The sequence below is a fragment of the Lysobacter enzymogenes genome, assembly GCF_017355525.1.
Lineage (GTDB): Bacteria > Pseudomonadota > Gammaproteobacteria > Xanthomonadales > Xanthomonadaceae > Lysobacter > Lysobacter enzymogenes_C.
This window is the reverse complement of sequence record NZ_CP067395.1, coordinates 30,341-55,555: the sequence shown is the minus strand read 5'-3', so window position 1 is coordinate 55,555 and position 25,215 is coordinate 30,341. Positions and strand designations below refer to the sequence as shown.

Here is a 25,215-nt window from a genome sequence, read left to right as displayed (position 1 = left end):
AGCTCTGCCGGTCAGAACCATCCGTCGGTGAAGCCTGAGACCGGCGCGCCGACGAAGTGGTTGGGGTTGGTGCGCAACCGAACCGCGCCATTGGCGCCGAACGGGTCGGCGGCTATGTAGATCGTGGCCCCCGGGGTGAAGGTGGCCATGGGCCCAGTGCCGGCCGCCGGGTCGCCAGAGATCGCCACGCCGTTCTTCCGCCACCAAGCCTTGCCGCCGGGGATGTCGATCAGCAGGTCCACAGTGTCGTTTGTGGCCAGGGTCACGCTGAACGTCGTGTACGCGCCGTTGTTGTAGAGCCGCACGACCGAGCCGTAATTCGCGAACATCGCCCAGCCGGCGCTCGTCGCGCCGAGGAACGACCCGATCGACGAGCCAGTGGCGAACCCGAATCCAACGGTATCCGCGTGCACCACGTCGACGAACTGGACCCGCCACTTCCCCGTGGACTTGCCGAGGACGGAGCGCACCCATTTCGTCGCCCCGGAGGTGCCGCCGACGACCTGGTTCGAAGAACTCAGGACAGCATCGGTGGCCTTGTCCAGCGGATTCCAGTACGTGTAGACGCCGCCCGAGCCGGCGCTAAGCAGCATGCCGCGGTGGCCAACGATGCCGCTCATGCGAACGCCTTCGCGAGCGTGACCTGCCAGGTCGTGCCCTGGTCGAACGTGGTGATCGCCAGGACGTCGATTGAGCCCGCGACGGTCGACACCGCGATGGTGTTCCCCTCGGCCCACTTGAACGACGCCGGCCACGCCACCGTGCGCGGCGTGGTGTCCTGCTTGATCCGGACCAGCAGCGACACGGCCTTGCCCGACGCCGGCAGGTTCGAGAAGGTGAGCGACGTGACGTTGCCGGCAAGGGCCAGGGTGAAGTAGTCGCCGGTCGAGACGTCGATGTTGACGGCGCCGCTCGTCGCCAGCGCCGTCACCACGTTCCGGTCGACCGCGGCCGTGCCGAGCGGCACGGCGCCCCAGCTGCTGCCGTTCCAGAACCGGATCAGGCCGGTGTTCTTGTCCAGCGCCAGCCAGCCGGTCTCCGGGGCGTAGAACTCCCACACGCCGGCCGCGGTGCACAGGGCGATTTGATTGGCCCGACCAGTCCATGCGCCGGTCGGCGACGTGCTGATGATCCAGATCTTGTCGACGTCGGTCAGCGTCGTCGTGGGCGGCGTGTTGGTCGTCGCCTCCGCGGCCGCGTTCACCACCGCGCCAAGCTTCTTCATCGACTCGTTGAACGGCGCCTCGGGCTGCAGCGCGCCCTGCGGCCACGTGGGGAGGGTGATGCTCATGCGGTGATTTCCTCGGAGGCGGGGCCGGCGCCGGTGATGGCGTTGAGCCCGGCGACGGTGATGTGGACGGCGCCGGGGAGCGTCGCGCCCCCGACGAGCGTGTCGGTGGTGGTCGTGACGTCATGCGTCACGGTGTCGGTGCCATTGGTGTAGCTGACCCGGTAGCCACGGAAGTGCTGCGAGTGGTGCGGGTTCGGCGACACGCCGAGTCGCGCGCGCCCGATCCAGCTGACCTGCAGGTCGGACCCGACGTCCTTCGCACGCACCCACAGCGGCTTCCATTCGGTCTGCGATCGCGCCGTGGCGAAGCTGTAGGCCTCCCACGGGTAGGCATCCGCGGAGGTTCCGAACGACACGGCGCGGAACATGAGCGCCTGGCCGATCATCCACTGCTGCGCCTGGACGAAGACGACGGCCGAGTCCAGCAGCACGAACCGCGCGCCCTTCGCGTGCGCGATCGGATCGGTGTCGTAGCGGTTGCGCAGCAGGCCCGACAGCCGGTAGGCGTTGCCGCCCAGGTCGGTCACAGTCTGGTACTGGATGATCTCGTCGCCAATGACCGCGCGGTTGTAGTAGCGCAGCAGGGTCGTGTAGTCGACGGACTCGGGCGCATCGGGCAGGTAGACGTCGACGGTCTGCACAGCCGGATGATCGGCCACGATCGCCGCCAGCGCGCTGAGCGTGTACCCGATGGTGGCCGCCTCTGTGATCTCGGCGAAGGTGTCGCCGGTGGCGCCGCCGTCGGTGCTCACCTGGATCTCCGCGCCGCGCCAGCCCGGCAACTGGCCGGCCGCGGCGACGTAGATGCCGACTTGGTCGTCCTCGTCGCGCAGCACCGGGATGTTCAGCAACGCCAGCACCGTGCCGCCGATCACCCCCGGCGGGTTCGCCGTCGGCGGATCCGGGTCCAAGCCTTCGGCGTTGGAGACGTAGGCGGACTGCTCGTCCTGGGACGATTCGATCAGCAGCTTCCCGGAATCCTCCTGGCTCTCCATCAACCGGACGCGATGCACGTTGCCGGCCTTGTCGGTGAGCGTCCCGATGTCGGTCGTGGTGAGGTAACTGAAGCGGTAGGGCAGTTCGAATTTGAACTTCGAAGGCTCGCCCCACGCCGCCTTGATGCGCTTGTCGGCCAGCTTGGCGGCATCGGCCGCGGACATCGCGACCGGAATCTCGATGGCTGACTCGCCGAGCGCCTGCACCGTCGACGCCCGCCGGCTCCCGACCTGCGTCATGACCGTGAAGCCGGCGGCCGGGTCGACGTACGAGACCGTCGTCTTGCGCAGCAGCTCCACCTCCTGCACGCGCGTTTCCTCGATGGCGTCGCCGTCGCGCTCGGCCAGATCGCCCGCGGTCAGCGCGAACGTCGCAGACCCACCGCGCTTCACGAAGCGAATCTTCGCGTCCCACTCGGCGCAGTCGAAGAAGTAGGCCTGCGACAGCGGCGTGATGAACGAGTCGGCGCCTCCGATCGTGGCGACCACGAAGCCGTCCACCAGGTCAGTCAGTTCGCTGACGTCGAAATGGTCGTCGGAGAGACCCGAGCGCCGGCACAGGTCGGCCACGATGCTCGCGAGCGGGATGCGGTCCCGCGCGACGGTCGCAATGGGTGGCTCGCACTGGCACGCGCTGCTGACGAGCTGCGGATATCGATAGGGCTCAGTGGATCCGCCGGGCGCATACAGCCAGCCTGACTGGATTTGCCCCGCCGTGACCGCGGCCGCGTACTGCGCGTTCCAGTAGGCCTCGCTGTTGTAGTTCGGGTTCGCCGGCTCCAGCACGGGGCCGAGCGGCAGCGACGTGTAGGCCAAGTCCGGCAGCACACCGTCGTTGTCGACGCGCGCGATGGCCAGCTGCTTGAACGTACCGGGCACCTCGACGCAGTCCCCGTGAAAGACCATCGTGCCGTCCGGGTACACGTAGTAGCCCGGCGCGTCGGGCACAGGCTGCGCCTCCGGTGTGTTGCCGTCGCAGGACGGCACCGCGCGGACACGGATCAGCACGTCGTTGTAGACCGCGAAGTCTGGGCCGGAGCCGAAGTTGAACGTGCGGTTGTAGCCAGCGGGCGCGCCGGCGAGTGCGCGCCATACCGCCGACCCGGTGTTGCCGATGCTGTCCGCGTACCAGCCGCCGCCGTCGGCGAGGATCACTGCCGCGCTGCTGGCCGCGAACCCGTGAGTGGTGCCGTACTGGTAGCGGCTGAAGAACAGCGACAGGTAGGCGCGGCCGTAGGTCGGATGGATGTCGTCGGTGGTGGCGAGACGATTCGGGTCAGGCACCAGCGGGTTCCACGTGCCGTTGTTCTCGTAGAACGGGCCGTAGTAGTTCGGCGGCGTGGAGCCGTCATCGCGTGCCCAGCCCATCAGCGTGTAGCCGCCAATCGCGCTCGTTCCGGTGTCCTCGTCGAAGTTGTTGAGCGCGGCCTCGACGGTGTCGAACCACAGACCCGTGCTCTCGACGCCGTACTCGTACTTGACGAAGCGCCGGCGCGGATCGGTTTGGCCGACGGGATCAGTTCTCCAGGGGAACCACGGGCCGAAACCCGGAGCTTCGTACACGCCCTCCGACACGCCGTCGTCGCCTTGCATCACGACGACGAAGTCGTACTGCGGGACCGCGCCGGCCAGATCGGTCAGGTCGTCGTCCTTCACCACGATGTACGCCATGCCTCGGTGCGGCGGCACATTACCGACGCCCTGCACCGCCTCGATCGTCGGGTCCGGCATCTGCGTTTCGTTGCCGACATAGATCTTGCACTTCTGCAGGAACTTGCGCGATGCCGAGGTCAGGCTGGCCCAGTCGCCCGAGTACTCCTGCGCCGCGGTCGCGCTCGCCTCGTAGACGACCTTCCCGTTGCGCTTGATCGTCTTGATCGCCTTGATCGGCCCTTCGCAGATGCCGATGGCGTAGCTGCGGGTGTACGTGTAGGTGACCTGCGTGGGGCCGCCCTTGCCGGCGCGCTTCTTTTTCTTGTGCTCCTTCAGCGTGGGGTCGCGCCAGAGGAGGTTGCCCTTGACCGAAGCGGTCCCGCGGATCTGCGCGATCGGGATGCCTACGTTGCTCGTCTGGTTCTGCGCATCCGTCAACCGTGGGCCATAGACCTTATCCGGATCGACGAAGCCGCCGATCATCGAACCGATCATGAAGCCGAGCTGCGGCGCACCGAAGAACGCGCCAAAGATGCCGCCGACGAAACCGCCGATAGTGGATCCGCTCACGGTCGCCAGGCTCCGGTGATGCGACGGTGCCAGCGCGAATCGAGGCGATGCTCGGTCACTCGGCCGACCGTCTGGTCGGTGTGGATGAGGGAGAGGCCGCCGCCCGGGTAGTCGCCAACGATGGCAACGTGGCGCGTGGCGCCCGAGTACTCGATGGCCACGATATCGCCGGGATGGAGATCGGTGCGTGCGATCGCAGGACCGAACGTCTCGACCAGGTGCTGTTCGAGCAGGCCGTGGTGCGGGTCTCGGCCGTAGGTGGTCACGTCGGCCACCGCGCGCCCCTGGTCGGCCAGCGCCAGAACCACCAGCCCCACACAATCAAGGCCGCTACGAGAGCGGCCTTGATGGCGGAACGGTGAGCCCAGGTAGCCCCTGGCGGCCTCGGGTAGCGCCGTCATCCGCCGACCTGCGAGATGTTTGCGCCAGGCACCATCAGCGAGTCGGCGTCGGCCACGGGCACGAAGGGCTCGCCGCGGAAGTTCAGGATGTTGTCGTGCCGGTCCTTGCACATGGTCAGGCTGTTGTCGCAGTCCTGACGCACCTCGTAGATGTCGCCGGGCTGGATCGGATATGGCACCGGCAGCGAGAGCGTGAACTGCTTACCCGCGTACCCGAACACCTCGATCTGCGCGCCGGCGTTCGCGCCGGTCAGCCAGCGGATCACGCCCGGCTGAAAGTAGCCATCGGCCTCGCCGCGACTGCTGTCGGTGAACACCCGTCGCGCCGACGAAACCGAGGTCACCGCGCCGCCGACCCAGGTCATCTCCTTGTTGCACGGCTTGCGCTCGGTGATCTCGGCGCCTGGGGTGCCGATTGGCTTCGACCCAAACCGCGCGCGACACGTCAGCGAGTAGAACTGGCACAGCGGCTGCTTCAGCTGCTGCTTGAGGCTGCGGAATTCGGTCGTCCAGCCGGTTTCGCTGTAGCGCGATTCGCCGAGCGTGCCGTAGTTCCAGATCTCATGGCCCATGCTCAGGTCCATGAAGTTGACCCGGTAGACCCACACCTCAGCTTTGTCGAACAGACCGGCACGAATTCGCTGTTCGGTGACGCCGTCGAGGGAATACCAGCCCTCAAGGTCGGTGTTATCGACGCCAAGGTCGGCCGTTGCCTGGATGCGCTCTGGCGTGAAACCTTGGTCGGCGCTGTACACCAGATCGCCGCCGCCATCGTCGTACGTCAGGTCCGCGTCGAGCGTCGTGAAGCCAAGGATCGTCCCGTCCTTGCAGACAACCTTCATTAGCAACGTCCACGACGTGGCGTCCAGATCTAGATGGCCTGCCAGTGCGAGGGGGATCGACTTCATCGCTGCACCTCGACAAGGTCGATATCGGCCGTAAATGCGTTCAGTGCATTTGCAGTAAATGCGCCCCAATCACTATCGAATCGCATCCAGCGGTCATACTGCCCAGTCCAGGTGAAGGTGCCAGGGGCCCATGGCGACGAAGGTGTAAAGAGACCCAGTTGGTCATTGAGCGTGCCATCGACTGGAGAGCCGTCCTTGTTGATAACCACCGTGCTCGCAACGGGCGCCTGGATGAGCGCAGTACCGTAGACGTTGCTCCCAGGGAAGGCATAGTTGCGCACCAGCTGCACGGGTGTTGAGGACCCAATCGGCGGCGCCAGCGGCTCGTTCGTCACGAAGTAGTCGGTCGGATCGAAGACCCTAAAGCATGCCCACTTACCCTGAGCCGCTACGAACATGTTGATTAGCGCCTGGCGATCGTCGGCGTTGAAGGCGCCCATATTTCCGCTACCTTTCCACTTGGGGTAACGCCACATCTTGTTGCGCTGTTCTCGGCCACTGGCAAGCGGATTCACTAACGTCTTGAAGTCCGGGCCGAGCTTGAACCCAGCAGCGATATTTCTAGGAAGGCGCGCATTGATGTAGGTCATCCTCCCGTCCTCGCCATACCGCGGCGGGCCTCTCGGCCAGAATCGCGCGCCATCTGCTCTCGCGTGCGACTGTCAGGGGTGCCCTGGACCACAAACGTTTGATTGAGCTGGAAGTTGTTGGATGACGGCGCAGGGGGCGCCGTCGGCGCCTGGCCGCTGTTCAAGCGGTCGAGATACCCGCGCCCCAGCAGGCGGGTTGTATCGGCATTGAGCACATACTCGCCCTTATGCACGACGCCCGCAGGGTCGTACTTGCCGCCGTCTCCGGTGTAGCCGCCGGAGGAGAAGCCAGAGAGCCAGCCTGTGTTGTTTCCGAACATGCTCGCGAAACCGATCGACAAGGCATTTCCTGCGTTTCCAGCGCTACCAGTAACGGAAGGCAGGAATCTCTGGAGCAGACCGGCGGCTTGCTGCTTGATGACGATCCTTGCCAGCTCTTTAACTGCGCTATCTGCAAACTCCTTAAAGCTAAACTTCCCGCTGGTAACAAAATCAGCAAGATCATCTGTCAGACGATCAAATACTGAAGTCGTGGCTTGCTCAACCTGGCCCGCCAAGTCGCTCATGCGAGAAGTGATATCTATAACGCCAGCCGCCACCCCATTCGTCCACTCGGCTTGAGCAGCCTTCATGGCTGAATATCCGTCCTGAACGATGCGAACCTGATCTGCGGTAGCTTGCCGCTGAAGCTCGACCATCTTCTTGTACTGCGTCTCGTCGATCGCGCGCTGAGCACGCTGAGTCGCAAGGTCGCGAAGCTTGTCCGCTTCTTCTTGGTATAGCGAGATGATCTTTTGTTGTTGCTGGAACTGCTCCTCACCCAGCCGAACGCGAGCCACGGCCGCATCCTGCTGGCGCTGCTCCGCTAGGGTCTGAAGCGCCAACGCCGCGCGGTAGCTTTCAATGGAGTCATTGCGTCGACGCAAGGTCTCCGCTTCTTCAATTCCAAGCAACTTGACCGCGGTTGCGCCGTCCTGACGGACGCGGGCCAACTTCGCTTCCAGCTCCCCAATCTCGCGCTGCGTGTCGACAGAGTCCCTGCCCGCAACATCTCGCTGCTTTAGAAACGCAATCTGCTTCTGGATTGCTTCCTCTTGGGTCCTGGTGCCCTGCGCCAGCAGGTCGGACTGCTTCTTGTAGTAGTCCTCAATGGTCACGAGGCGGGCTGAAAACTCCGCTTGCAAGATTCGAGAACTGCTCTGGATTGATGCCTGCTCCTCGGCCAGGTCGTCCTTGATAGCCTGGATAGCGGCCCGGGCAGAAGCGTTGTCCAGCGCGCGGGCGGCGCCCGCTCCGCGGCGGTTGGCGCGTTCTTCGCGGTCTGCGTAGGTCTTGCGAATCTGGTCCTCAGCCGCCTTGATCTCCGCGGCGGATTTCTGGGCGGCAAGACCGCGCTTGCGCATCGCCGCAATGTCCTGCTCCATCTGCTTCGAAAGCGGCAGGAATTGCTTCTGCGCCGATTCGAATTCCTCCTTGGCTCGACGAGCGGCTTCGGCCGCCTCCCTTGACTGCGCGACGGGGAGCCTAGGCAAAACAGCGGGGGCCGCGGTGGACGCCTGCATGGACCAAACGCCGCCGACGCCTCCCATGCGCATGGCGTTCCAGAACCGCTCGATCGTGCCGATAGTCTGCTTGGCTGCCTTGTCTGCATCAGCGAGGCCGGTGACTACCGCGTCCCATGCCTCGGTTCCAGCCTCCTTGATGCCCTTTAGCGCCGACCTCGTCAATTCGAATTGCTGGACTATTTCGGGGGAGCGCTGGCTGATTGTGTCAGAGAATATGCGTACAGCTTCGGTGGCCGCGTCTTGGTAGCGGCCGCCTTCTTGGAGCTCGCGAACGTACTTTCGTTGAGCATCCGTCGCAAACCCGTACTTGTCCCCGAGCTCTTCAAGCGCTTGAATCGGGTTTCGATTCAGCGCCTCGAAGCTCTTGGCAGTCTCTTCCACTGAGGCTCCGGTCGCTCGCTGCCAAGCCAGTGCAGCAGCCGTTACCTCTTCTAGCTGATCGCCAGCGATTCGCGTCGAGCGAATTATCTCCGAGATCGCATCAACGGCAGCACCGCGGGTTACCCCAGGCAGGTCGTCTAGACGCGCGGCAATTGCCTCTACCTCATCAGCAGTAGTTCGCGCCCGATTTCCTGTCTCCAGAAGCGCAATCGCCACTTGGGCGGCACGCCCCTGCGCCTGGTCGAAAGCAACCGCCATGACTCCCGCCAGGCCGGCCGCGATCGTCATCGGGTTGATTAGGCTGGCGACGTAGCCCTGCAGTGCACGAACTGCGTTGCCCGCTCCGCCAAACTGGTCCTTGATCTGACCACCCTGCTGCAGGAAGACCTGAAGCGGGTTCTGCCCGGCCGCGAGCGAGGTTACGATGTCAGTGAACTGCGCGGGCAGGCCGCGAGTTGCAGCGGCCATCTGCTTGGCGGAAATGACCGCGCGCCCAGCCTCACGACCGTAATTTGCGACTTCTCGCTGGGCCTGTGCAGCGGCGCGACCGGCCGACATGGTTGCCCGCGCCTGATCGTTCTGCGCGCTCGCCAGGCGCTCAGACTGAGCCTCAGTCTTGGCGCCCGTCGCGGCCAGCTTGTCGAGCTGCTGCGAAGTCTCCGCAATACCTTTCGGCTGGACGACAACACCCAAGGAGGCAATATCAGCCACGCTCTTCTCCAAAAACAGCCAACGCTTCGGCCTCCATCACGCGGATAGAGTCGAACGTGTCCGGCCAGTCGGCCCGTCGAACGCCAAGCAGACGCATCACGACAGGCAAGGTTGAGTAATCGAGTCCAATGGCGCCGGCGTTGCCCACGCGCCATTGAGTGCCGAGCGCAGTGAAAACCCTTACCGCCCCGAGGTTGTCCGGAAGGATCTCGACATCAGCGTCGTCCAGGTCTTCCATGGTGAGTCCGAGCATTCGAAGCTCTGACTCCTTGGGAGACTGCTTGAGCAGCTCCCGGACGACGCGCTTCAGTTTCCCCGGCGAATTCCGAGCAGTTCGCGGACGTATGCGCCCGAGATGTCTCCAGGGGCCGCCGGATACAGCTTGCACAGCCGGCGGACGTTCTCCAGGCTGAACTCGTCATCCAAGTCCCAAGCAGTCACGCAGTCGAGAATGACCTCGGCATCCGTGGTGTTGCCGTGGCTATCGATCCACGACTTCGCCTCGTCGCGATCGCGGTACTTGAACGTAAGGCCGATTTCAGCCGATCCACCCGGCACAGAAACCGCCACCTTCAGTTCGAAGGTGGCGTTCGGGTTGAGAGTGAGCCGCGCCATCAGGAGGCGTACCGCACCGGCTCGGCCAGCAGGCTGAGCGTCACCTGCACCGACATCAGCTCATTGACCGTCAGCGACGGAATCGTGCTCAGGCTGATGTAGGCGTTGTAGAGGAGCACTGCGCCGTTCGCCAGGGTGATGCGAATAGCCCGCGGCAGACGGTCGTCGTTGGCGGCCTTGGCGATCAGGTAGCCCGGCAGGGTCGGATCGTCGGCGACGGTGAACGTGACCTGCGCCGGGCTCTTGAAGGTCGGGATGCGCTTGGCCGCATCAGCCTCCAGAAACTGGTAGTCCAGGAACTGCTGCTCGCCGCCGCTGGAGGTGGATCCGGTGATCTGGGCGAGCTGAGTCCAGCCGGTGATTTCGCGAGCAGAGCCGACACCGCCACCTGCCGGATAGACCGTGGTCGAGGTGGTGTCGACGCCTTCCAGTGCGAAATCGTTGGTGGTTGCGCTGTCGACGCGCACGACCTTCTCGGTCAGGCGCGACCAGCCGCTCGTGACCTCGACGAAATCGCCGTCAGTGAAGCCGTGCGCGGTGGAGGTAGCGACGCCGGGGTTGGCGTTGCTGAGCGCGGAGATGGCCTTGGCCGAGCCATAGCCACTAGCCAGGGAAACGGTCGAGCCGTTAGGGAGACTCACACTCATGAGTAAATCCTCAGATAGCCCGGCGAACGGGCACAAAAAAAGCCCCTTGCGGGGCCAGTGATTTGCGCTATCGCGCGGGGTTAGATGACGTCGGCTCGGTACTGAAACGAGACCGGTACGGTGTAGCTAGACTCGTCAGCGAGGGCGGGGGCCGCGCTCGCAGGAGTCAGGACTTGCACGGTCACGGCCCCACTCGTGTAGCGGCCGTTGACGGGAAATTGCTGATTGAGCTCGGCCGCAATATCGAGTGATGGCCCTGGCCCGCCATTGATCGGGCGCACGATGCTCACCTGGAACACGCCGCGATAGCCCCGGTGGGCGCCCGCGAGGTCCGCTGACAGCGTGTCGGCTGGAAGTAGGAACGCCCGGAGATAGGTTTCGCCCGCGGCCGGAGTGAATGGGGTGTTCTCGTAGGCCACGCGAAGCGCAGGCGATCGCGCCGCGGCCCATGAGGCGAGTCGCGCCTCCAGGATGGACCTAACCGCCTTCGTGCTCACTGAGGCAGGGCCTTTACCGCATTGTCGACGTACGTCTGAAACTCAGTAACTGTGACGCGCACCATGCCGGCCGGAGCTTGCTTCGAATGGCCCTCGTACTCGATTTCTCGGACATAGGGCAACGAATTCATGATGTAGATGTCTTGCTGCCCGTCCGCCCCGCCGATTATGGCCGACCCTGTCGAGATGGTGTTCTGCCCCGACTTGTCCACCGCGGTCGTGGTGCTCAGATCCGGACCGCCGAGACGAGTGTTCCAGTTAGCGCGAAGACGGCCGCCGACGTACCCCTTCGGCGCCTTTCCTTTCCACAGGGAGGGATTGCCTACAGGAGAGCGCAGGACGATTCGGGTCAGAAGATCGATCGATACCGCACGCACGACCTGAACTGCATTCCCCTCCGCCTTCTCCGCGAACTTGGCGAGCTGAAGGGCGAAGGTGTCAGCCATGTGTTAGGGCTCGTCGTGAACTTGCTGAGGCGGAGCGCCGCGAATCTGCGCCTCGTGCAGAACTACCAGGCCGGCAGGTGCCAGCGGCTTGACAGCCACAATGGTGTAATCACCACCTTGCCAAGCAAGCGCATCGCCCTGCTTCGGCTGCTGGGCCGGGGCCATATATGCCCGCTGATCACCCTGCAGGATGAGCGTGCCGTCGATGTATTTCTGGTCAAATGCGAATACAGCCGCTGTGGTCGGCAGGCTGGTGACCGTCACAGGCGCCGTGCCGGTCTCGGGGTCGTAGGCGCCGACGGTCGTGCGTTTGATCGTCGCAGGCGCGCCGAACCGCTTCAGGAGCCTCGCGGCGGTCGCGGCGGTGGTGACGTAGTTGAAAGTGGGCATCAACGCTTAGCCCCACAGCGCTTGCAGCAGTGAGATTTCCCGTCCCAGCTGGCGCTGCTCCAATATCCCTCGCCGCGCACAACCCACTGAGCGGACCAGCGGTGTAAGCCCAGCCAACAAAGCCAGCGAATCACGCCCTCACCACCGGAATCTGCCCGCCACCACCGCCATCGCGCAGATATGCTCCGAGCAAGCCGTCAACCGCTGCGTAGCGCGTCGACTGCCGCGCCCCGTCCTGATACACGACCGTGATCGGCCCGACGGTCTCTTGCTTGACCTGCGCGCCGAGATCGACCAATAGCGGACCTGCACTCGCGCGCACAGCCAGTTCGGCATTCGCGCGGCGAACGGGCTCAGGGACGATGTTGTCTGCGACCGCAAAGCCATTTACAACAACACCCGTGCGCGGCCAATCGAGCGCCTGCTCGGCAGTCTTGCGGACACCCTTCCAGCGCGATCCGTAGACCGCGGTCATATAGTCGGCGCCGTCGCGCAGTACCTGCTCTTTTCGCTCCTCGGAGAGCGACGCCCAGGCGGTATTGCCGCGAGCGAGGAAGTACGCGTCAGCGTCCGCGACCGAGATGTACGCCTCAGCGTTCGGTAGGCCGCTGCCGTCCTCGATCACGATGGTCATGACTTACTAGGCGGCCTTCGGCTCAGCCTTGACCTGCGTCGCCCGCGGCTTCTTCACCGAGTCCGGATGCACGTAGTCCGCCGGCGCGTAAATGGCGTCGATGATCTGGTAGCCGGCCGCGAGCAGCTTGGCTTTGCGCTCCGGCGTAACTGGATGCGGCTCGAAAATAATCTCTCGTTCCTTGCTCATGCGTTCCACCTGTGTAGGTTGTTCATCACGAAGCGAGCGCACTGCCCGCTTCGCATCTCGTTCAATGTCCACTGCCCATAGGCCAGTCTGCGGCACAGGCTCAGGAGTCGCGATGGGGGCGTCCAGTCGTGGCCGCTCAGTTCGCCCCACGCGGCCCGCTCGGGCATGTTCGCTATGGCGGGTACGCCGTTAAGTAGCGCGTCTAGCCCAGCCGTACTACAAAGTGTGTGTACGACGCTTGCGTCTGCGAGGGCCTCGCACAGAGGGCCCCAGGCTCTCTCAGCACGTACCTCAACATCAGGACTATCCGGATGTGGCCTCCAGCGCGCGCCAAGCTGGTCGCACAGCGCCTGAGCCCAAGCGGCCATCTGCTCTGAACTCAGCCCATGCGATGGATCGCCGACGTGTTGCCCCAGAACCAGCGGCCTACCGCCCCGCTTCGCTTGCACAGGCACCTCAATCCCCAGCGCCTCAAATCGATCGCCAGGGCATTCGAAGCTGGGCGGACGGTTCAGCCCGTCAACACCCACCTGCCAATGTCCTGTTTCCCAGGTCGCCATTCCTGACGTGCGCCGGAGGTACCCGTAGTCGATCACCGCGACCGGCACACCGGCCGCCGAGTAGTCGTCTCGAATCCATTCGCCGCGGTCCCGCAGCCCGGTGACTACGACCGCATCGAAAGGCTCGACCTGCCCCCTGCCGTAATCCGAGTGGCTTCGCCACACCGGCCTGCCTCCCTCAGCAAGGAGGCCGGAGCAAAACGCCCCGGCCTCCAGGTTGTCCTCTCGCGCGTAGATGCCTACGCGCATCCGGTCAGCGCGACTGGATGACGACGCCGGCGAGATCCTTGTAGGACTGGTAGATCTTGTCCCAGTTGGAGCCGGTGCCGACCGCGGCGTCGGAGGGGTTCTTGGCGCCGTTGGCCACGTCCCAGGTGAATCCCTTCACGCCCAGGTTGTAGGCGTACTCGCCCTGCATGCGGATCAGGATTTGCTCCAGGCCCGTCACCTCTTGGATGGTGATGTACTCCTCCTCGGTCTCCTCGACGACCAAGGAGCCGCCCGTCAGGCCCAGGGTGAAGTAGTCGGTGACGGCCGCGGTCCCGGTGCCGGTGGTGACGACCAGCGAGTCCGAGTCGGTCACGATGATGGGTCGGTTCAGGGTCAGCGGCGAAGCTGCGACCACTGCGGTATTGGCCACGACGTCGCCGTTATTGGCCGGAGCGATCTGGTACTGCAGCAGGTCGAACGCGACCTTGGAGTGCATCACCCAGGCGTCGATTCGGTTCGACGCGTCTCCGAACTTCGCCAGCGCCGAAACGAGGCCAGACGTGTTCACGGTGCCGTTGGTGGGAACGGTGAACTTGTTGGCAGCCTGGCCGTTCAGCGCAGCACGCGCGGCGCGAAGGGCATTGTTGAGCATTTCCGCCTGCACGTCCTTGGCGGTCTGCTGGCCGGCGGCCAGGCGGATCGCGTCCATCGACAGGCCGGGCTTCAGCAGCGCCGAACGAGTCCACTCGACCGGGCCGATCTTGCGGTTGAGCTTGACCGAGGCGATCTCGGCCTGGGTGAGCTTCTTCGCGGTGGCGGCGCTGGTGCTGGTCTGGTCCTGGCGCGAGACGAGGCCGCCAGCGTTCTGGAAGAACGCCGCGTAATCGAAGTCGCCAGGCTTGCGGTTGCTGCGCAGGATGATCGTGCCGTTCGACCCGGCATTGAACTTGTCGACGGCCTGGGCCATCACTTCCGAGTAACCCGTCTGGAAGAACGGGTCCCGGTACTTCATGTCAGTGGGGAGCGAGGTAGCCATGGAGGCAATCCTTTATTCGGGGAGGGTGTTGTAGGCGTCGAGGCCATGCTTCCCGATGTAATCGGCCTTCTGGCTGACAGACATCTGGGAGCGCTTCTCGGTGCCCGTGACTCGGCCAGCGCCTTGCGCCCCGCCGCCTGAAACATCGGCCGCCGTGACGAAGTGCTTACCCTCGTCGCTGCCGGCCCATTCCGTGATGAAGTCGCCGATCGCCTTGTCGCCAGCCTTGACCACGCGGGCGCCGTTCTCATCGGCCACCGTTGCCTGAGCGCCGAGGAGCGCCTTGGCTGCCTTCAGCAGCGCGGGCGAGGTGACGCCGGCCTTGGTCAGCGCCTCGGTAAGTGCAGCGTCACGCAGCGATCCGCTGTAGGCGGTGTCGATGTCGGCCGCGCGCTTGGTGGCGGCTTCCAAGTCCTTCGTCGCCTTGGTGGCGAGCCGGGTCTGTTCGGCCAGCTTTGTACGCAGGTCGTCGCGCTCGCGCTCGACGGCCTCCAGATCAGCCGGATCAATGGCCGAATCCTTCTGCGCCTTCTTCAGCTTGCCCAGCAGTTCGGCGTTCTTGGTCTTCAAGCCGTCGGTGGCTTCCGCCACAGCAGCGGCCACGGCGTCCTTGAACTCTTGCGAGCTCGTGTCGACTTCACTCACGGGTTTGCCCCTTGGGCTGATTGGCGGGGCTTTGCCCCAAAGAAAAAGCCCCGCGTGGCGGGGCTTTGGAATAGTCGGGGCACCTTTGGGAAGGTCGCCCCTATCCGTGGCGCTCGGGCGCGACCCGCTACGCTCGGAATCTCATTCAACCACCACGCGCCGCCCCTGCATCAAGCAGACGACGCACAGCTTGTTTCGTACATTGCCGTTGGTTGCAACGACCGTCTCACGGCCACTGCAATGCGAACAGTGCGAGCCAAGCTTCTTGGCCGACTCGCGCATGCGGCGTCGAACCTCTGCCCCGTTTGAGCAGTCCTTGGTTCCGTGCAAGAGGGTGAACTTCGGCATCTTGGGTTAGGTTGACACGCTAAATCGTGGGGTCAAGCCCCTGCCCGGCTCAGCAGCTCAGGCAGGCTCAGCCACTGCCCCTTGTTATCGTAGAACGTGTCGAATTTGACCTTGCCCTGCCGGAACAAGCGCCCGCGGTCCGGGCCCACGATCTCGTCCTGGCGAGCAGCGCTCTGTCGCGCGAACCACTCCCCGTAAGTCTGCTCTGCCGGCACCTGCCCATCCATGCTCGCCCGGGTTGCCGGAGTCATGTCTTCGATATCGAGCCCAAGCTCCCGCATAGACTTGACCACAGGCACGGACACGGAACGGCAGCAGAAGTGCAGTCGGCCAGGGCCGCCTAGCCAGGGGATGGAGTGCCCAATCGGCCTATGCTTGTCGTCTGCCGTGTATCGCAGACCATCACGGATTCGGCAAGGAGCGCTGGTTCTATTATCCAGCGTCGACACCCATCGTTCGGCCTTGACCAGGTCGCCATTGGCTGCCACGAAGGCGCTGCGTGCCGTCTGGGCGGTGTGCGACAGAGCCGTCTGCACCACCGTCTGCAGCTCTTGCCGCGGGCGCTGAAGCACACCATCAGCGTAGTTGTTGGCCCTGGTGCCGCGGAGCTTGCGAACGATGTCAGTTGCCGTCAGACCATCCACGTACCCGGACCTGATTGCATTTCGGATCGTAGCCGCTCGTGAGTCAGCCAGGTTCGCCATCCAGCCGGACAGCAGCCGGCCCTGGAATGGTCGCGAAAGCGCGGCGGCGTAAACCTGTTCAGGCGCTATCGCCGCGATCGGGAACCGAACCTGGACCACCTGCGGGACGGCGGCGCGGAGCGACGTTGCCTGGTACATCGCCTCGGCCTCGGCCTCGCCACGCATGCCAGGCTGCATGGACTGCTCGATGCTGGCATAGGTCTCTGTATTCAAGGCGCGGGCCGACGCCAATAGCTGCTCAAGGCGCTCAACCGTGAAGCTTTCACGATCCAGCCGAAGGAGCGCTTCAGCGATCATCGCAACCAGGCGCGGCTCGGCTTTGTTGAGGATGGCCACCATCTGCAGCGCCACGCCGCGCTCGTAGCGCAGCATATTGATGGCGTGGTCGACTGCGCGGTCCTGAAGGATCTCGTTCGCGGTGGCCATTACGCAGCCTGTGCGCCGGGGTCAGGTTGCTGACCCATTGCCCCCAGCGGCGGACCTTCAGCCTCAACCCCGGCGGCCTCAGTTTCCGGATCCACGTCCGCCGACAGAACGCCGCGGCGCTTCATCTCGTTCAGCGCAGTGGCCTTGGTGATGAAGCCGGACATCGCTAGGTCTCGAACCAACGAAGCGCTGGCATCGCTCAAGGTGGCGGCACCGTAGTCGTCGAACAGCTCGACCGAGCCGGGCTTCTTGAGGCCAGCGAACTGGGCGGTGTAAACCAGCGCTTGATCGATCGCGTCCTCGAAATTCTCGGCGATGCGCTGCAGATCGGACTTGTTGGCCTCGGCGTCGTTGGCGTCGCCCACCACAGTCGTGTTGCCTCCGCGCTTCACCAGCAGTTCGGCGCCGGTCTGGATCATCTGGTCAGTCAGGTCATCGAGGCTCGTCTTGCCCGCGGTGATTGCACCGCCGCTGTGCTCAACGAATTTCATGTCTGCGTTCACAGGCAGCTTTACCGCGCTTGAAGCACCTACGGTCAGCCGACTTTCATCATCGGCCCCGATCGTGCACAAGATCGGCACCCGGGCCACGTGCAGGATCGTGTCCTGATCGCTTTGGCTCTGCCAGTGCTTGACGTTGAGGTACGCCAGATCAAGAAGCGGCGCCTCGCCAATCATGAACCCCTTGCGCAGCCCATAAAGCGGCACGAACGGAATATCCGACAGCGTGGTTCGCCCCTCGGAGGCCTTTGCCCAGACCGTTTGCGTGGCAATGCCTGCGCTTGGCCCCGTCGACTTCTTGACCTCTCGCCAGATCTCCCACCGCCCCGGCTCAAGCACTCGAACCTGCGGGCTGCAGACGCTGCCGTACAGGCCGTCCTCCTCCTCGTAGGTCTCCAGCAGCCGGAGTTGCATCAGCTTCATCCGGCCACCAATGCTCTTGGCTTTCCAGCCAAGAATCTGATTGTGCTTAATCCGGACCCAGTACGGCCGCAGGCCCGCCGCCTCCACCTGGGCAACCGTACGCGCGGTCTGCGGCACAGGTGCCGTCTCAGGGTAATCAACCAGGATGCCGCAAAGGCCGAAGCCTACGACCTCCTGAAACATCTCAGCGGCGAAGCTGTGCAGCGAAACGCCTTGCTGATCGATGTCCGTCGACCATTCTTCGATCTTGGTATCCGCATCGCTGAGCGACAGTGCCTTGCTAAACGGCTTGCCCGACATCACTGAGACAGTGCGCCGCCAGGCCGGGAACAGCGTCGCCGTCGCCAGTCGAGACCGGTAGGACTCATCGTCTTCTGCGGGCCACTTGGGCAAGTACATCTGGCCCTCGCAGCGCATCTTCCGAGTGCCGCCTGCAAGCGACTCCAGGATGCACCAATCATGGCGCAGCTCCTTGACTTCCGCGCAGCACTCGTAAACTTGAATGGGCATGTCACATCCTCAGCGGGGTCACCTCGACAACCGGCTTCACGATCGGATACTCCTTGTGGATGAAGTAGCCGCCGGCATCGTTCGTATGGTCGTTGCCCGACTTCTTGTCCGGCTCGCCGTTCTCCGCCCAGACCTGTTGCTCCAGGTGGTCGGCGTACGTCGGGCAGGTGTCGGGGTTGACGAAGTACCTGCGCTCGCCCTTGGCGTTGCAGAACATCGCGTTCATTGAATTGATGCGGTCTTTCACCGGTGGATTGGCCGGCGGAGCAATGACCGAGAACCCAGCCGCGCGAAGCAACTGAATGTCCGTGGTGCTCGCGTTCACCGAGCGGCGCGAATCGCCAGAGGCGTCAGGATAGATACGAATCTCGCGGGTCTTGCGGAACACGTCCTCGGACGTCTCCTCCCAGTAGCGCCGCTTTAGCTTCAGGATCATGTCAGGCGTGTCGACGCCAGCAGTCACTTCATCGACCGCGTGCGGTTGTCCGCCCCGCTTCACGTGCGTGATTGCCGCCATCTGCCCCACGTTGAAGTCCATGCCGACAAACACGGGCTCGCCGGCTTGGACCTTCTCGGCGCTGGCGTTTTCGCGGCGATCGTAGGCGTGGTAGATCGTCCCTGCAGTCAGGTTGACGAACTCGCCGCGCAAGTACGCGCGGATGAGCTGCTCGGGGTAGCTCTCCATCAGCGAGGGGATGTAGTCCTCGGGAAGGTTGAGCTCATTCTCGAACGTACTCGCCCGCACTAGCCCGTACATGCCAGCCAGCTCAGGCTTGTCCCGCAAAGCCTTCACGAACTGCTGGTAGACGAACCCAAAGCCCTCCGGCGTCGTGGTCACATCTACGCCATTGATGCCGTCGAACTTAAGGCGAAGGCGCGCAATGATCTTGCGCCATGCTTGCTGCGCTTTCAGCTTCGGCAGGATGTCGATTTCGTCTACGAGGGCTCGCCCTATCTTGAAACCTACGATGCTGCCGGGCTTCTCCATGGAGCGGCAAATGATCGTGCCGCGGTACGTGCGCTTGCCTGAGTAAAGGTGCACCTCCTTGTTCGACTCGTTGACCTTGGTCGACAGCCCCCACGCCTCGGCAACTTCCTCGATCGTGGGATAGAAGATGTCGCGGATCTGGGGATAGGTCGGAGCGAAGTAGCCAGTGTTGACCTTCGGATGCTGCCAAGCGTGCTGACAAAGCCCCGCGCACCCTACCCACGTCTTGCCCGACCCAAAACCAGCAACGAAGGCCCTGAACTTGTGGGGCATCTCCAGGAAGCGAGCTTGCGGGAGGTTAAGCGTTGGGTTTACGAGCATCCACCACGCTCACACGAATCTCTACCGGCGTCGGCACATCGCTCTCATCGCCGTCTCCCTTATCCAGACCTGCCAGCTTCGCCTTGGCCATAGTTGCGGCCACCATCGCAGACGCCTGGCCCTCTGCTTTGCCCACCTGGCGCGCCTCCTCCAGTTCCAACAGAAGCCCCGCGACTGTGACGCCGTGATCCTTGCGAACGTCCGCGCGCAGCTCGGCGATGTAGTCGGAAACCACGGGCAGCGCAAGCAGGCGCTGGGCCTGAGTGGCACACGTGCGATCGTTCCCCTTGCCGCCAAACGCCTCCCGGTACGCATGCATCGGGCTTCCGCCCTCGACGTACTTGCGTGCGAACGTTTCCTGCTTAGGGGTTAGCTTGTGGCCCTTCGCTGCCATGTTCGATCACGCGGCCTTGCCGCGAGCTCCTTGGGTTGACCGGCCTAGCCGGCTACTTGATGACGCCTTTGTCGCGCAGGGACTGGAGGCATGCCGCCGTCTCAACGCGCTGGCTGAGGACGTCATGCGCGAACTCCTGCCACTGAAACGCGAACAACTGCCACAGAGGCAGCGCCTTCTCATTGAGATCTGGTTCAACGGGGACTTTGGCCCGCGGCGCGTCCGTAGCCGCGCAGTCGATCCTGGGCGGAACGAACACGGGCTGCACCGTCTTGCAGCTCGGCAGAAAGCTGAGCATCAGGACCAGGGCAATTGGATGGTACGGGCGGACGTGGTTCATGGGCGATCCTCTCTGCCCGCTGCTCGCGGGATTCACGCTCGACTGAGCGCTGTTCGGCGGCGGTGCGCGCTTGCGCTGTGGCATTGGCCGACGCGTCATCGCGCTTGATGGAATTGGCCAAGCTTTTCGCCAGGCCCTCGGCGAGAACGGCGCGTGCGTTCGCCGATGCCGATGCGCCGCGGTAGTAAAGCGCGGCCATCAGCGCAGCGAGCGCCAAGACGGCCAGCACAGCGCAGCCATACTTCCAGGCCTGGGCGCGAAACTCGGACGCGATCATTCCACCGCCCCTATGCACATCTGGTACTCGGCCTCACGTCGGCGGGTAAGGCCCCAGATGCGCTTACCGCCGGCGTAATCCCACTTCAGCAACTGCCGACACCAGACTGAGCCTGGTGCGCCTTCGTTGATCTGGCGCACCAGAGTCGATCGGCACGCCGCTTGCGTGCCTACGTTGTAGGCCCAGCTTCCAACCGCCACCCATTCGTGCTGCGCGATCGGGCGTTTGATACACGTCGACAAGCTGCTGAGCGTTCGCGCTGCTGAGTTGCGCGTCAGCGCATCGCATTCAGCGTTCGTGTACTGCGCCTTGTGCAGGCCCTGCGTCTCTCCATCGCACCACGTCCACACGCCGACGATGTCGCGATAGGGCTTGAGCTCGCGGCCTTCCCACGGCTGCACATACGCCGCTAGCGCCCCGGCGAGGGCCAGGACCGCAGCCCCGCCGATTAGCGGCTTACTAGGCGCTGCCACGCTGGTACTCCCTGACCCACTTCCACAGCAGGTACGCCAGTTGCGCTACCACGTATACCGTGGTTGCTGCGTACATCCACTCTTGCACGCCCCACCCGCTGACCGATGCAGCTGCGACGCCAATAGCCGGCGCAGCCTTCATCGTCGCGGCGCCGACTTCGCCCGCAAGCTCATTCTTCACAGCCTTCCCCTAGTTTGGCCGCGGAGCGGCGTGCAGCGCGCCTAGCGCCGACTGCGTGTTGATGATTTCGGTTCGGACCTGCACGAGCATGTCGTCCAGGTCGTTCGTTTCGTACGCCGAGTCGTAGTCTTCTTCGCCCATGCGATAGACGACCCACAACGCCGATACATGCCCCGCCTTGGCGGCGGCAAGCATCGTCTCCAGAATTTCTACGACGGCCGCGTTGACTTGCGGCTTGGGCATTAGGGCTGCTCCGCCTTACGATCAGGCTCAGGCCGCCAAGTCATTCGGCGCGCCTTGATGGTTCGCCTCCCGGTCGCGATAGCCTTGAGTACGCGATGCCGGCCATCGGCAATTCCCCCGTGCCAGTCGAGCAGGATCGGGCAGTCCAGATCTGCCTCCATGCACTTCTTCACGTGATACGCGAGCTGGTATAGGTTGTCGCCGTTCCACGGCTGGCCGCTCAGATCGATGGCCGCAAGCGGCACATCAAACACCGGCAGATTCTTCGTGTCATCGACAAGGCGAGCAACAGAGTAACGATCCCCTCGCCATCCAGGTAGTGGTCCTGCAGCGGATCAATTGCGCGGAACTTGACCTTGGGCGCCTTGCTCATGCCGCCCTCAGCATGTCGGGGCTGATCGTGTGCCGCGCCACCTCTCCGTGCTCCTCATGCAGCACGATGCACTTCATGTCGCGCCGGGATCGCCAGCCGCCAGCAGTGGCGTAGGCGTCCTTCGCCGCCAGCGTGCCGAACGTCTCGACGGTCACGCCTGGGTACTCGCGCACGCTTTGGTGGTGCACGTGGCCCAGCCACCAGTAGCGATACTGGGTATCGCCCCAGTCCTTCGCGCGATCGGCCGCCATCACGCCCGGCAGCTTGTCCGGCTTGCAGCTGTGTCCGTGGTGACAGCCCACCAGGACGCGACCGTGGCGGAAGTAAGTGAACGGCGCCGGGCTCGTGTCCACCGTGACGCGCGGCTCACGCTCGTACACGTGGGCCAGTGCCGCGGAGAGCCAGATCGCGCCCGTGTCGTCGTGATTGCCGATGACGTTGATGACGCGAACGCGCTTGTGCTTGACCAGCGCAGACTCGATGCACTGGCGCATCACCTTGATGCCCACACCGATCATCTTGGCGTAGCGCCCGTCGGCATCCAGCACGTGACCAGAGCGCGCGGTAACGGGCTCCATGCTGTCGTAGTGGAACCAGTCGCCAAGATTGATGATGACCGCCTCGGCTGCCGCTGGAGCGCCCTCGACCAAGGCCGCAATCGCACCACACTGCACGCGCTCGGCGATGGCAAGGTCCCAGTCCTCGCCCGTTTCCTCCGCCCAGCTCAGCATGCCGATGTGCGCGTCGCCGATCGGGTAGCAGGCCATCAGCTTCTTGAGCCAGAGCGCGCCCTCAGCCTTACGCGGCGCGAGCTGCGGCAGGTCGACCACCATCGCCTGCACGGCTTGCTCGATGAGCTCGCGCTGGCGCTCAGGGTCCTGTGCCGACTTGACCCACTGGCCTGTGGGCTGCCCCTCTCGGTTGTAGTACGTCGACACGCCCTTGACCAGGAAGCCGTCGGGCACCGCATGCGTCATGTCGTGCTGCGGGCTATAACCCTTGCGGGCCAGGCCAGCCAGACGGCGCTCGATCGTGCGGCGGTGAACGCCAAGCGCACGGGCGGCGCCTCGCTGGCTGCCGTGCTCGCTCAGTGCGGCGATGATCTCGTCGTCGGTGAGGGCCATTAGTCGCGGAGCTCCATGCTAGTAACGGCGGGCGCCCCGATCAGCTTGCCAACCTTGAGGCCTTCCGGCCATGAGCCCGGAAAGTACAGGCTCGGCCCAAGAGCCGGCGGATCCATGCTCACGCTGTCGATCGCCTTGGCCGCGGTGATGCCGCGGTCGTCTAGGCCAGGATGCGTGCGCGCAACCTCAGCAAGGAACAGCGCGTTCACCAACACGTGATCGATGTGCAGCTCTCCCGACTCCTCGTCGCGGTCCTCGCCGGCGAGATACGCCGCAAGATGGCGACTCAGGCAGTCGGCAACCTCGGTATGCTTGAGGCCCTTGCGCCAATTCGCCCTGCTGTACTTGGTCGCGCCGAACTCCAGAACGCGAGCCGCGCCCGCGAGGGCATGGCGCGCTTCCAACACCAGGGATAGCTTGGGCTTGCCTGCGTTGTGGCGGTCACCGGCCATGCGACGCCTCCGCGTTCCCGAACTTCAGCCCGTTGAACCAACGCCGCAGGATGTAGCTACGCACAAGGCTGATGACGGTGAAGACCAGGCCGATGCCAAAGGCCTTTCCTGCCGTCAGCCCGGTGAAGCCAAACAGCGGAAGCACCAGCATGTTCGCCGTCCAGTTGATGGCGAACCCCACAGCGATATTCGCGCCAGCCTCAGCGAGGCTGCCGGTCTTGGTCTGAGTCATCGTGTGCCCCTTGGGCTTCGGCCCTTGGCCGTGAATAGATCTTTCGCGTGCAAGTCATTGCTCCGGCTCGCTTTCGCGGTCCAGATGAATCGCAACGTGAATCGATAGGTGCCGGCGTCGCCCTGGGGGCGAGCAGAGTCAGCCGGGTTGGGCTGCTGCCGGCGTAGAAACAAAAACGCCCCGCTCAAGGTGGGGCGCAGTTATCCAGTCTGGGATAGGGTTACACGCTGAAACGTGGAGTCAAGCCTGGGGAGGATTGATCGGACACCAGTGAGTCGCCCCGACGTACTGCGTATACCAAGAGCCATCCCAAAACGCCACGCCCCAAAAGTTGGCATGCGGGTACGCAACAAGCTCTGGATACTCAGGATCTGGAGCAACCCAGTGAGCAGTCACGGGGCGATTGGTTTGCTCGCAGTAGGCCTCATCGGCCTCTCCGCCGCAGAGCAGCACCCAGGTGCCATCCTTCGGCGCAGTCTCGATTGGCTGCCAGCCGTCACCCATTCGCCTCTGCATCTCGCGATAGATGGCTACGTAATCATCCGCGCGACACATCGTAAACAGATCGTCGTCAAAGTGGCGATCGACAACAGACCACGCGGGATCAGACTCGTCTGGACCATCCCAACGGTTGTACTCGCCCATCACGCGCCGCTCCTATCCGGCAGCACAAACGCAAACGCCGGCGGGATTTCGCCAGTCGCGTCCCTGATCTCGACCACGTGGTAGCTCGGCGATGGGTCTTCGATTCCCTGCACTGCCATCCAGTGCGGGTCGTACCAGCACGCGCCAGACTTGGTGACCATCAGCGTCGCATCGATCCTCTTATCCATCACGCCGCCCTCCTCGCATTCCGCCCAGCCCGCGCCAGCGCGTCCTCGGCCATCCGCTCCAAGGATAGCGCCGCGGCAGCCACCAAATCACCCCAGTCCTGCTCGTTGCACCCATCCGGTCTAGGCGGCACGCCCTGCCCCAGCACGGCGCAGTAGCCCGCCCATGCGGCGACCGCGATGTACGGGCGATTGCGCGCTACCACGCGTGAGCGCGCGCCCGCCAGGGCGGCTCCCAGCGCCGCACAGACACGCTGGTGATGCCCCATTCTCCCCGTCGCCATGTCGAACGCGATGTCCGGCCCGATGTCGTCCTTGCCGTCGCGCCCGAACGCCAGTGCCGCTGCGATCAGGTGATCGGTCGGGATGGGCCGCTGAGCGCTTGAGCCCTGCGCTGGCTCACGCCAGGTCGAATGGCCGGCCAGCGCATAGACGCGCTCGCGGAAGCTCGGCCGTGAGCCACGCTCGAAGGTCTGCGTCATTCGCCCTCCCCTCCCTTCGGCGCCTCGTCGATCCAGCCCTGCACCTTCGCGGCTACGTAGATGCACCCAGCCCGAAAGCCTGCCTGATACATCCACCGCGTCAGCCATGCGCCGCCGACCACTGCAGCCAGCGCAATCACCACTGCCCACTCGTTCATGCCGCTTGCTCCAGTTCGTTGACGGCATCCAGTGCCAGGTAGTCCTTGATGGCCGCGAAGGCCTCTTGCCATCCGCGGCAGACGATCGCGCGGTAGCCCTGCTCTTCGAGCGAGGCTAGCCACCAGGCCTGCTCGGGCGATAGGCGTCCGTCGCGGAGCCGCTTGAGCTCGATGTACAGCCCGTGGTGGGCACCGCGCGGCACGGGCAGGCAGTAGTCCGGCACGCCCGCCTTGACGCCGCCGGCTTTGAGGTCGGCCGCGGTCTTGCGCGAGCGCAGGCCGCCGTTGGGGATCGCATGCAGCAGGCGTAGCTCGGGGTGGATGTGCTCCGCCCCGCGGATCGCTCGCATCAGCATCTCGGCCTCTGCCTGTTCAGGTGGGGTCTTCATTGGGCCGTCCAGCGCGTCCAAAGCGAGGCCCGTCTCAGCTGTCCAAAGTCCGCTCCCCTTATAGGGGAGCTGGACAAACTGGACAGACTGGACAAGGGCTGTCCAAACTGTCC

At 64.2% G+C, this 25,215-nt stretch carries 33 protein-coding genes; all 33 read right to left on the bottom strand.

Annotated elements, in window-relative coordinates; all coding sequences use genetic code 11:
• Positions 1-11: 11 nt before the first annotated feature.
• Complete coding sequence (locus JHW38_RS00415) at positions 12-620, bottom strand: hypothetical protein (protein WP_207524033.1); 609 nt, start codon at positions 618-620, stop codon at positions 12-14.
• A complete protein-coding gene (locus JHW38_RS00410) occupies positions 617-1,291 on the bottom strand; it encodes a DUF2793 domain-containing protein (RefSeq protein ID WP_207524032.1) in 675 nt (224 codons plus the stop codon). The genes JHW38_RS00415 and JHW38_RS00410 overlap by 4 nt, the downstream gene beginning before the upstream one ends.
• A complete protein-coding gene (locus tag JHW38_RS00405) occupies positions 1,288-4,509 on the bottom strand; it encodes a phage tail protein (RefSeq protein ID WP_207524031.1) in 3,222 nt (1,073 codons plus the stop codon). Before JHW38_RS00405 ends, JHW38_RS00410 begins: the two co-directional genes overlap by 4 nt.
• Positions 4,506-4,910 carry a C40 family peptidase gene (locus JHW38_RS00400; protein ID WP_207524030.1) on the bottom strand — a complete coding sequence of 135 codons (405 nt, stop codon included), beginning with the start codon at positions 4,908-4,910 and terminating at the stop codon, positions 4,506-4,508. The genes JHW38_RS00405 and JHW38_RS00400 overlap by 4 nt, the downstream gene beginning before the upstream one ends.
• Positions 4,907-5,818 (bottom strand): DUF2163 domain-containing protein, encoded by a 912-nt coding sequence (locus JHW38_RS00395; RefSeq protein WP_207524029.1) that lies wholly within the window; start codon positions 5,816-5,818, stop codon positions 4,907-4,909. Before JHW38_RS00395 ends, JHW38_RS00400 begins: the two co-directional genes overlap by 4 nt.
• Positions 5,815-6,408: a DUF2460 domain-containing protein gene (locus JHW38_RS00390; protein WP_207524079.1), complete on the bottom strand. Its 594-nt coding sequence runs from the start codon at positions 6,406-6,408 to the stop codon at positions 5,815-5,817. Before JHW38_RS00390 ends, JHW38_RS00395 begins: the two co-directional genes overlap by 4 nt.
• Positions 6,405-9,065 (bottom strand): phage tail tape measure protein, encoded by a 2,661-nt coding sequence (locus JHW38_RS00385; protein WP_207524078.1) that lies wholly within the window; start codon positions 9,063-9,065, stop codon positions 6,405-6,407. The genes JHW38_RS00390 and JHW38_RS00385 overlap by 4 nt, the downstream gene beginning before the upstream one ends.
• Entirely contained in the window at positions 9,058-9,318 is a 261-nt protein-coding gene (locus tag JHW38_RS00380) for a DUF1799 domain-containing protein (RefSeq protein WP_207524077.1), read from the bottom strand. Before JHW38_RS00380 ends, JHW38_RS00385 begins: the two co-directional genes overlap by 8 nt.
• Before the next feature lie 53 nt (positions 9,319-9,371).
• The gene (locus JHW38_RS00375; protein WP_207524076.1) at positions 9,372-9,680 is read right to left on the bottom strand and encodes a phage tail assembly chaperone; all 309 of its coding nucleotides are present in this window, start codon (positions 9,678-9,680) and stop codon (positions 9,372-9,374) included.
• A complete protein-coding gene (locus tag JHW38_RS00370; RefSeq protein WP_207524075.1) occupies positions 9,680-10,327 on the bottom strand; it encodes a phage tail protein in 648 nt (215 codons plus the stop codon). The genes JHW38_RS00375 and JHW38_RS00370 overlap by 1 nt, the downstream gene beginning before the upstream one ends.
• Before the next feature lie 80 nt (positions 10,328-10,407).
• On the bottom strand, positions 10,408-10,824 hold the full coding sequence (locus JHW38_RS00365) for a DUF4128 domain-containing protein (protein ID WP_207524074.1): 417 nt from the start codon (positions 10,822-10,824) through the stop codon (positions 10,408-10,410).
• The gene (locus tag JHW38_RS00360; RefSeq protein WP_207524073.1) at positions 10,821-11,270 is read right to left on the bottom strand and encodes a hypothetical protein; all 450 of its coding nucleotides are present in this window, start codon (positions 11,268-11,270) and stop codon (positions 10,821-10,823) included. Before JHW38_RS00360 ends, JHW38_RS00365 begins: the two co-directional genes overlap by 4 nt.
• 3 nt (positions 11,271-11,273) lie before the next feature.
• Positions 11,274-11,660: a hypothetical protein gene (locus tag JHW38_RS00355; protein ID WP_207524072.1), complete on the bottom strand. Its 387-nt coding sequence runs from the start codon at positions 11,658-11,660 to the stop codon at positions 11,274-11,276.
• Between the two features lie 130 nt (positions 11,661-11,790).
• On the bottom strand, positions 11,791-12,294 hold the full coding sequence (locus JHW38_RS00350) for a DnaT-like ssDNA-binding protein (RefSeq protein WP_207524071.1): 504 nt from the start codon (positions 12,292-12,294) through the stop codon (positions 11,791-11,793).
• A 6-nt stretch (positions 12,295-12,300) separates the two neighbouring features.
• Positions 12,301-12,483, bottom strand: coding sequence for a hypothetical protein (locus tag JHW38_RS00345; RefSeq protein WP_207524070.1), 183 nt, complete (start codon positions 12,481-12,483; stop codon positions 12,301-12,303).
• 813 nt (positions 12,484-13,296) lie between these two features.
• The gene (locus tag JHW38_RS00340; RefSeq protein WP_207524069.1) at positions 13,297-14,289 is read right to left on the bottom strand and encodes a major capsid protein; all 993 of its coding nucleotides are present in this window, start codon (positions 14,287-14,289) and stop codon (positions 13,297-13,299) included.
• Positions 14,290-14,301: 12 nt separating this feature from the next.
• Positions 14,302-14,934: a hypothetical protein gene (locus JHW38_RS00335; RefSeq protein ID WP_207524068.1), complete on the bottom strand. Its 633-nt coding sequence runs from the start codon at positions 14,932-14,934 to the stop codon at positions 14,302-14,304.
• A 380-nt stretch (positions 14,935-15,314) separates the two neighbouring features.
• On the bottom strand, positions 15,315-16,412 hold the full coding sequence (locus JHW38_RS00330) for a phage minor head protein (RefSeq protein WP_207524067.1): 1,098 nt from the start codon (positions 16,410-16,412) through the stop codon (positions 15,315-15,317).
• Positions 16,412-17,845: a DUF4055 domain-containing protein gene (locus JHW38_RS00325; RefSeq protein ID WP_207524066.1), complete on the bottom strand. Its 1,434-nt coding sequence runs from the start codon at positions 17,843-17,845 to the stop codon at positions 16,412-16,414. Before JHW38_RS00325 ends, JHW38_RS00330 begins: the two co-directional genes overlap by 1 nt.
• 1 nt (position 17,846) lies before the next feature.
• A complete protein-coding gene (locus JHW38_RS00320; RefSeq protein ID WP_242691105.1) occupies positions 17,847-19,106 on the bottom strand; it encodes a terminase large subunit domain-containing protein in 1,260 nt (419 codons plus the stop codon).
• A gap of 25 nt (positions 19,107-19,131) precedes the next feature.
• A complete protein-coding gene (locus JHW38_RS00315; protein ID WP_207524064.1) occupies positions 19,132-19,548 on the bottom strand; it encodes a terminase small subunit in 417 nt (138 codons plus the stop codon).
• A gap of 194 nt (positions 19,549-19,742) precedes the next feature.
• Positions 19,743-20,165: a hypothetical protein gene (locus JHW38_RS00310; protein ID WP_207524063.1), complete on the bottom strand. Its 423-nt coding sequence runs from the start codon at positions 20,163-20,165 to the stop codon at positions 19,743-19,745.
• On the bottom strand, positions 20,162-20,566 hold the full coding sequence (locus tag JHW38_RS00305; RefSeq protein ID WP_207524062.1) for a lysozyme: 405 nt from the start codon (positions 20,564-20,566) through the stop codon (positions 20,162-20,164). The genes JHW38_RS00310 and JHW38_RS00305 overlap by 4 nt, the downstream gene beginning before the upstream one ends.
• A gap of 262 nt (positions 20,567-20,828) precedes the next feature.
• Entirely contained in the window at positions 20,829-21,062 is a 234-nt protein-coding gene (locus JHW38_RS00295) for a hypothetical protein (protein WP_207524060.1), read from the bottom strand.
• Entirely contained in the window at positions 21,062-21,316 is a 255-nt protein-coding gene (locus JHW38_RS00290; RefSeq protein ID WP_207524059.1) for a hypothetical protein, read from the bottom strand. The genes JHW38_RS00295 and JHW38_RS00290 overlap by 1 nt, the downstream gene beginning before the upstream one ends.
• Before the next feature lie 115 nt (positions 21,317-21,431).
• Complete coding sequence (locus JHW38_RS00285) at positions 21,432-22,559, bottom strand: helix-turn-helix domain-containing protein (protein WP_207524058.1); 1,128 nt, start codon at positions 22,557-22,559, stop codon at positions 21,432-21,434.
• Positions 22,559-23,011, bottom strand: a complete 453-nt coding sequence (locus JHW38_RS00280; protein ID WP_207524057.1) for a dATP/dGTP diphosphohydrolase domain-containing protein — start codon at positions 23,009-23,011, stop codon at positions 22,559-22,561. The genes JHW38_RS00285 and JHW38_RS00280 overlap by 1 nt, the downstream gene beginning before the upstream one ends.
• Positions 23,001-23,243, bottom strand: coding sequence for a DUF7220 family protein (locus JHW38_RS00275; RefSeq protein WP_207524056.1), 243 nt, complete (start codon positions 23,241-23,243; stop codon positions 23,001-23,003). The genes JHW38_RS00280 and JHW38_RS00275 overlap by 11 nt, the downstream gene beginning before the upstream one ends.
• Positions 23,244-23,483: 240 nt before the next feature.
• Positions 23,484-23,888 carry a hypothetical protein gene (locus tag JHW38_RS00270; RefSeq protein WP_207524055.1) on the bottom strand — a complete coding sequence of 135 codons (405 nt, stop codon included), beginning with the start codon at positions 23,886-23,888 and terminating at the stop codon, positions 23,484-23,486.
• Positions 23,888-24,076: a hypothetical protein gene (locus JHW38_RS00265; protein WP_207524054.1), complete on the bottom strand. Its 189-nt coding sequence runs from the start codon at positions 24,074-24,076 to the stop codon at positions 23,888-23,890. The genes JHW38_RS00270 and JHW38_RS00265 overlap by 1 nt, the downstream gene beginning before the upstream one ends.
• Positions 24,076-24,555 carry a hypothetical protein gene (locus tag JHW38_RS00260; RefSeq protein ID WP_207524053.1) on the bottom strand — a complete coding sequence of 160 codons (480 nt, stop codon included), beginning with the start codon at positions 24,553-24,555 and terminating at the stop codon, positions 24,076-24,078. The genes JHW38_RS00265 and JHW38_RS00260 overlap by 1 nt, the downstream gene beginning before the upstream one ends.
• Positions 24,552-24,713 carry a hypothetical protein gene (locus JHW38_RS00255; RefSeq protein WP_207524052.1) on the bottom strand — a complete coding sequence of 54 codons (162 nt, stop codon included), beginning with the start codon at positions 24,711-24,713 and terminating at the stop codon, positions 24,552-24,554. The genes JHW38_RS00260 and JHW38_RS00255 overlap by 4 nt, the downstream gene beginning before the upstream one ends.
• Positions 24,710-25,102, bottom strand: coding sequence for a VRR-NUC domain-containing protein (locus JHW38_RS00250; RefSeq protein ID WP_207524051.1), 393 nt, complete (start codon positions 25,100-25,102; stop codon positions 24,710-24,712). The genes JHW38_RS00255 and JHW38_RS00250 overlap by 4 nt, the downstream gene beginning before the upstream one ends.
• Positions 25,103-25,215 lie beyond the last annotated feature (113 nt).

Coding starts and splice junctions, on each gene's coding strand:
- JHW38_RS00375 (WP_207524076.1), bottom strand. CDS start 9,680: ATGGCGCGGCTCACTCTCAACCCGAACGCCACCTTCGAACTGAAGGTG.
- JHW38_RS00410 (WP_207524032.1), bottom strand. CDS start 1,291: ATGAGCATCACCCTCCCCACGTGGCCGCAGGGCGCGCTGCAGCCCGAG.
- JHW38_RS00395 (WP_207524029.1), bottom strand. CDS start 5,818: ATGAAGTCGATCCCCCTCGCACTGGCAGGCCATCTAGATCTGGACGCC.
- JHW38_RS00325 (WP_207524066.1), bottom strand. CDS start 17,845: ATGCCCATTCAAGTTTACGAGTGCTGCGCGGAAGTCAAGGAGCTGCGC.
- JHW38_RS00390 (WP_207524079.1), bottom strand. CDS start 6,408: ATGACCTACATCAATGCGCGCCTTCCTAGAAATATCGCTGCTGGGTTC.
- JHW38_RS00250 (WP_207524051.1), bottom strand. CDS start 25,102: ATGAAGACCCCACCTGAACAGGCAGAGGCCGAGATGCTGATGCGAGCG.
- JHW38_RS00315 (WP_207524064.1), bottom strand. CDS start 19,548: ATGGCAGCGAAGGGCCACAAGCTAACCCCTAAGCAGGAAACGTTCGCA.
- JHW38_RS00355 (WP_207524072.1), bottom strand. CDS start 11,660: ATGCCCACTTTCAACTACGTCACCACCGCCGCGACCGCCGCGAGGCTC.
- JHW38_RS00270 (WP_207524055.1), bottom strand. CDS start 23,888: ATGGGCGAGTACAACCGTTGGGATGGTCCAGACGAGTCTGATCCCGCG.
- JHW38_RS00350 (WP_207524071.1), bottom strand. CDS start 12,294: ATGACCATCGTGATCGAGGACGGCAGCGGCCTACCGAACGCTGAGGCG.
- JHW38_RS00260 (WP_207524053.1), bottom strand. CDS start 24,555: ATGACGCAGACCTTCGAGCGTGGCTCACGGCCGAGCTTCCGCGAGCGC.
- JHW38_RS00280 (WP_207524057.1), bottom strand. CDS start 23,011: ATGGCCGGTGACCGCCACAACGCAGGCAAGCCCAAGCTATCCCTGGTG.
- JHW38_RS00380 (WP_207524077.1), bottom strand. CDS start 9,318: ATGCTCGGACTCACCATGGAAGACCTGGACGACGCTGATGTCGAGATC.
- JHW38_RS00360 (WP_207524073.1), bottom strand. CDS start 11,270: ATGGCTGACACCTTCGCCCTTCAGCTCGCCAAGTTCGCGGAGAAGGCG.
- JHW38_RS00265 (WP_207524054.1), bottom strand. CDS start 24,076: ATGGATAAGAGGATCGATGCGACGCTGATGGTCACCAAGTCTGGCGCG.
- JHW38_RS00330 (WP_207524067.1), bottom strand. CDS start 16,412: ATGGCCACCGCGAACGAGATCCTTCAGGACCGCGCAGTCGACCACGCC.
- JHW38_RS00255 (WP_207524052.1), bottom strand. CDS start 24,713: ATGAACGAGTGGGCAGTGGTGATTGCGCTGGCTGCAGTGGTCGGCGGC.
- JHW38_RS00285 (WP_207524058.1), bottom strand. CDS start 22,559: ATGGCCCTCACCGACGACGAGATCATCGCCGCACTGAGCGAGCACGGC.
- JHW38_RS00340 (WP_207524069.1), bottom strand. CDS start 14,289: ATGGCTACCTCGCTCCCCACTGACATGAAGTACCGGGACCCGTTCTTC.
- JHW38_RS00370 (WP_207524075.1), bottom strand. CDS start 10,327: ATGAGTGTGAGTCTCCCTAACGGCTCGACCGTTTCCCTGGCTAGTGGC.
- JHW38_RS00310 (WP_207524063.1), bottom strand. CDS start 20,165: ATGATCGCGTCCGAGTTTCGCGCCCAGGCCTGGAAGTATGGCTGCGCT.
- JHW38_RS00400 (WP_207524030.1), bottom strand. CDS start 4,910: ATGACGGCGCTACCCGAGGCCGCCAGGGGCTACCTGGGCTCACCGTTC.
- JHW38_RS00295 (WP_207524060.1), bottom strand. CDS start 21,062: ATGCCCAAGCCGCAAGTCAACGCGGCCGTCGTAGAAATTCTGGAGACG.
- JHW38_RS00320 (WP_242691105.1), bottom strand. CDS start 19,106: ATGCCCCACAAGTTCAGGGCCTTCGTTGCTGGTTTTGGGTCGGGCAAG.
- JHW38_RS00415 (WP_207524033.1), bottom strand. CDS start 620: ATGAGCGGCATCGTTGGCCACCGCGGCATGCTGCTTAGCGCCGGCTCG.
- JHW38_RS00345 (WP_207524070.1), bottom strand. CDS start 12,483: ATGAGCAAGGAACGAGAGATTATTTTCGAGCCGCATCCAGTTACGCCG.
- JHW38_RS00275 (WP_207524056.1), bottom strand. CDS start 23,243: ATGACTCAGACCAAGACCGGCAGCCTCGCTGAGGCTGGCGCGAATATC.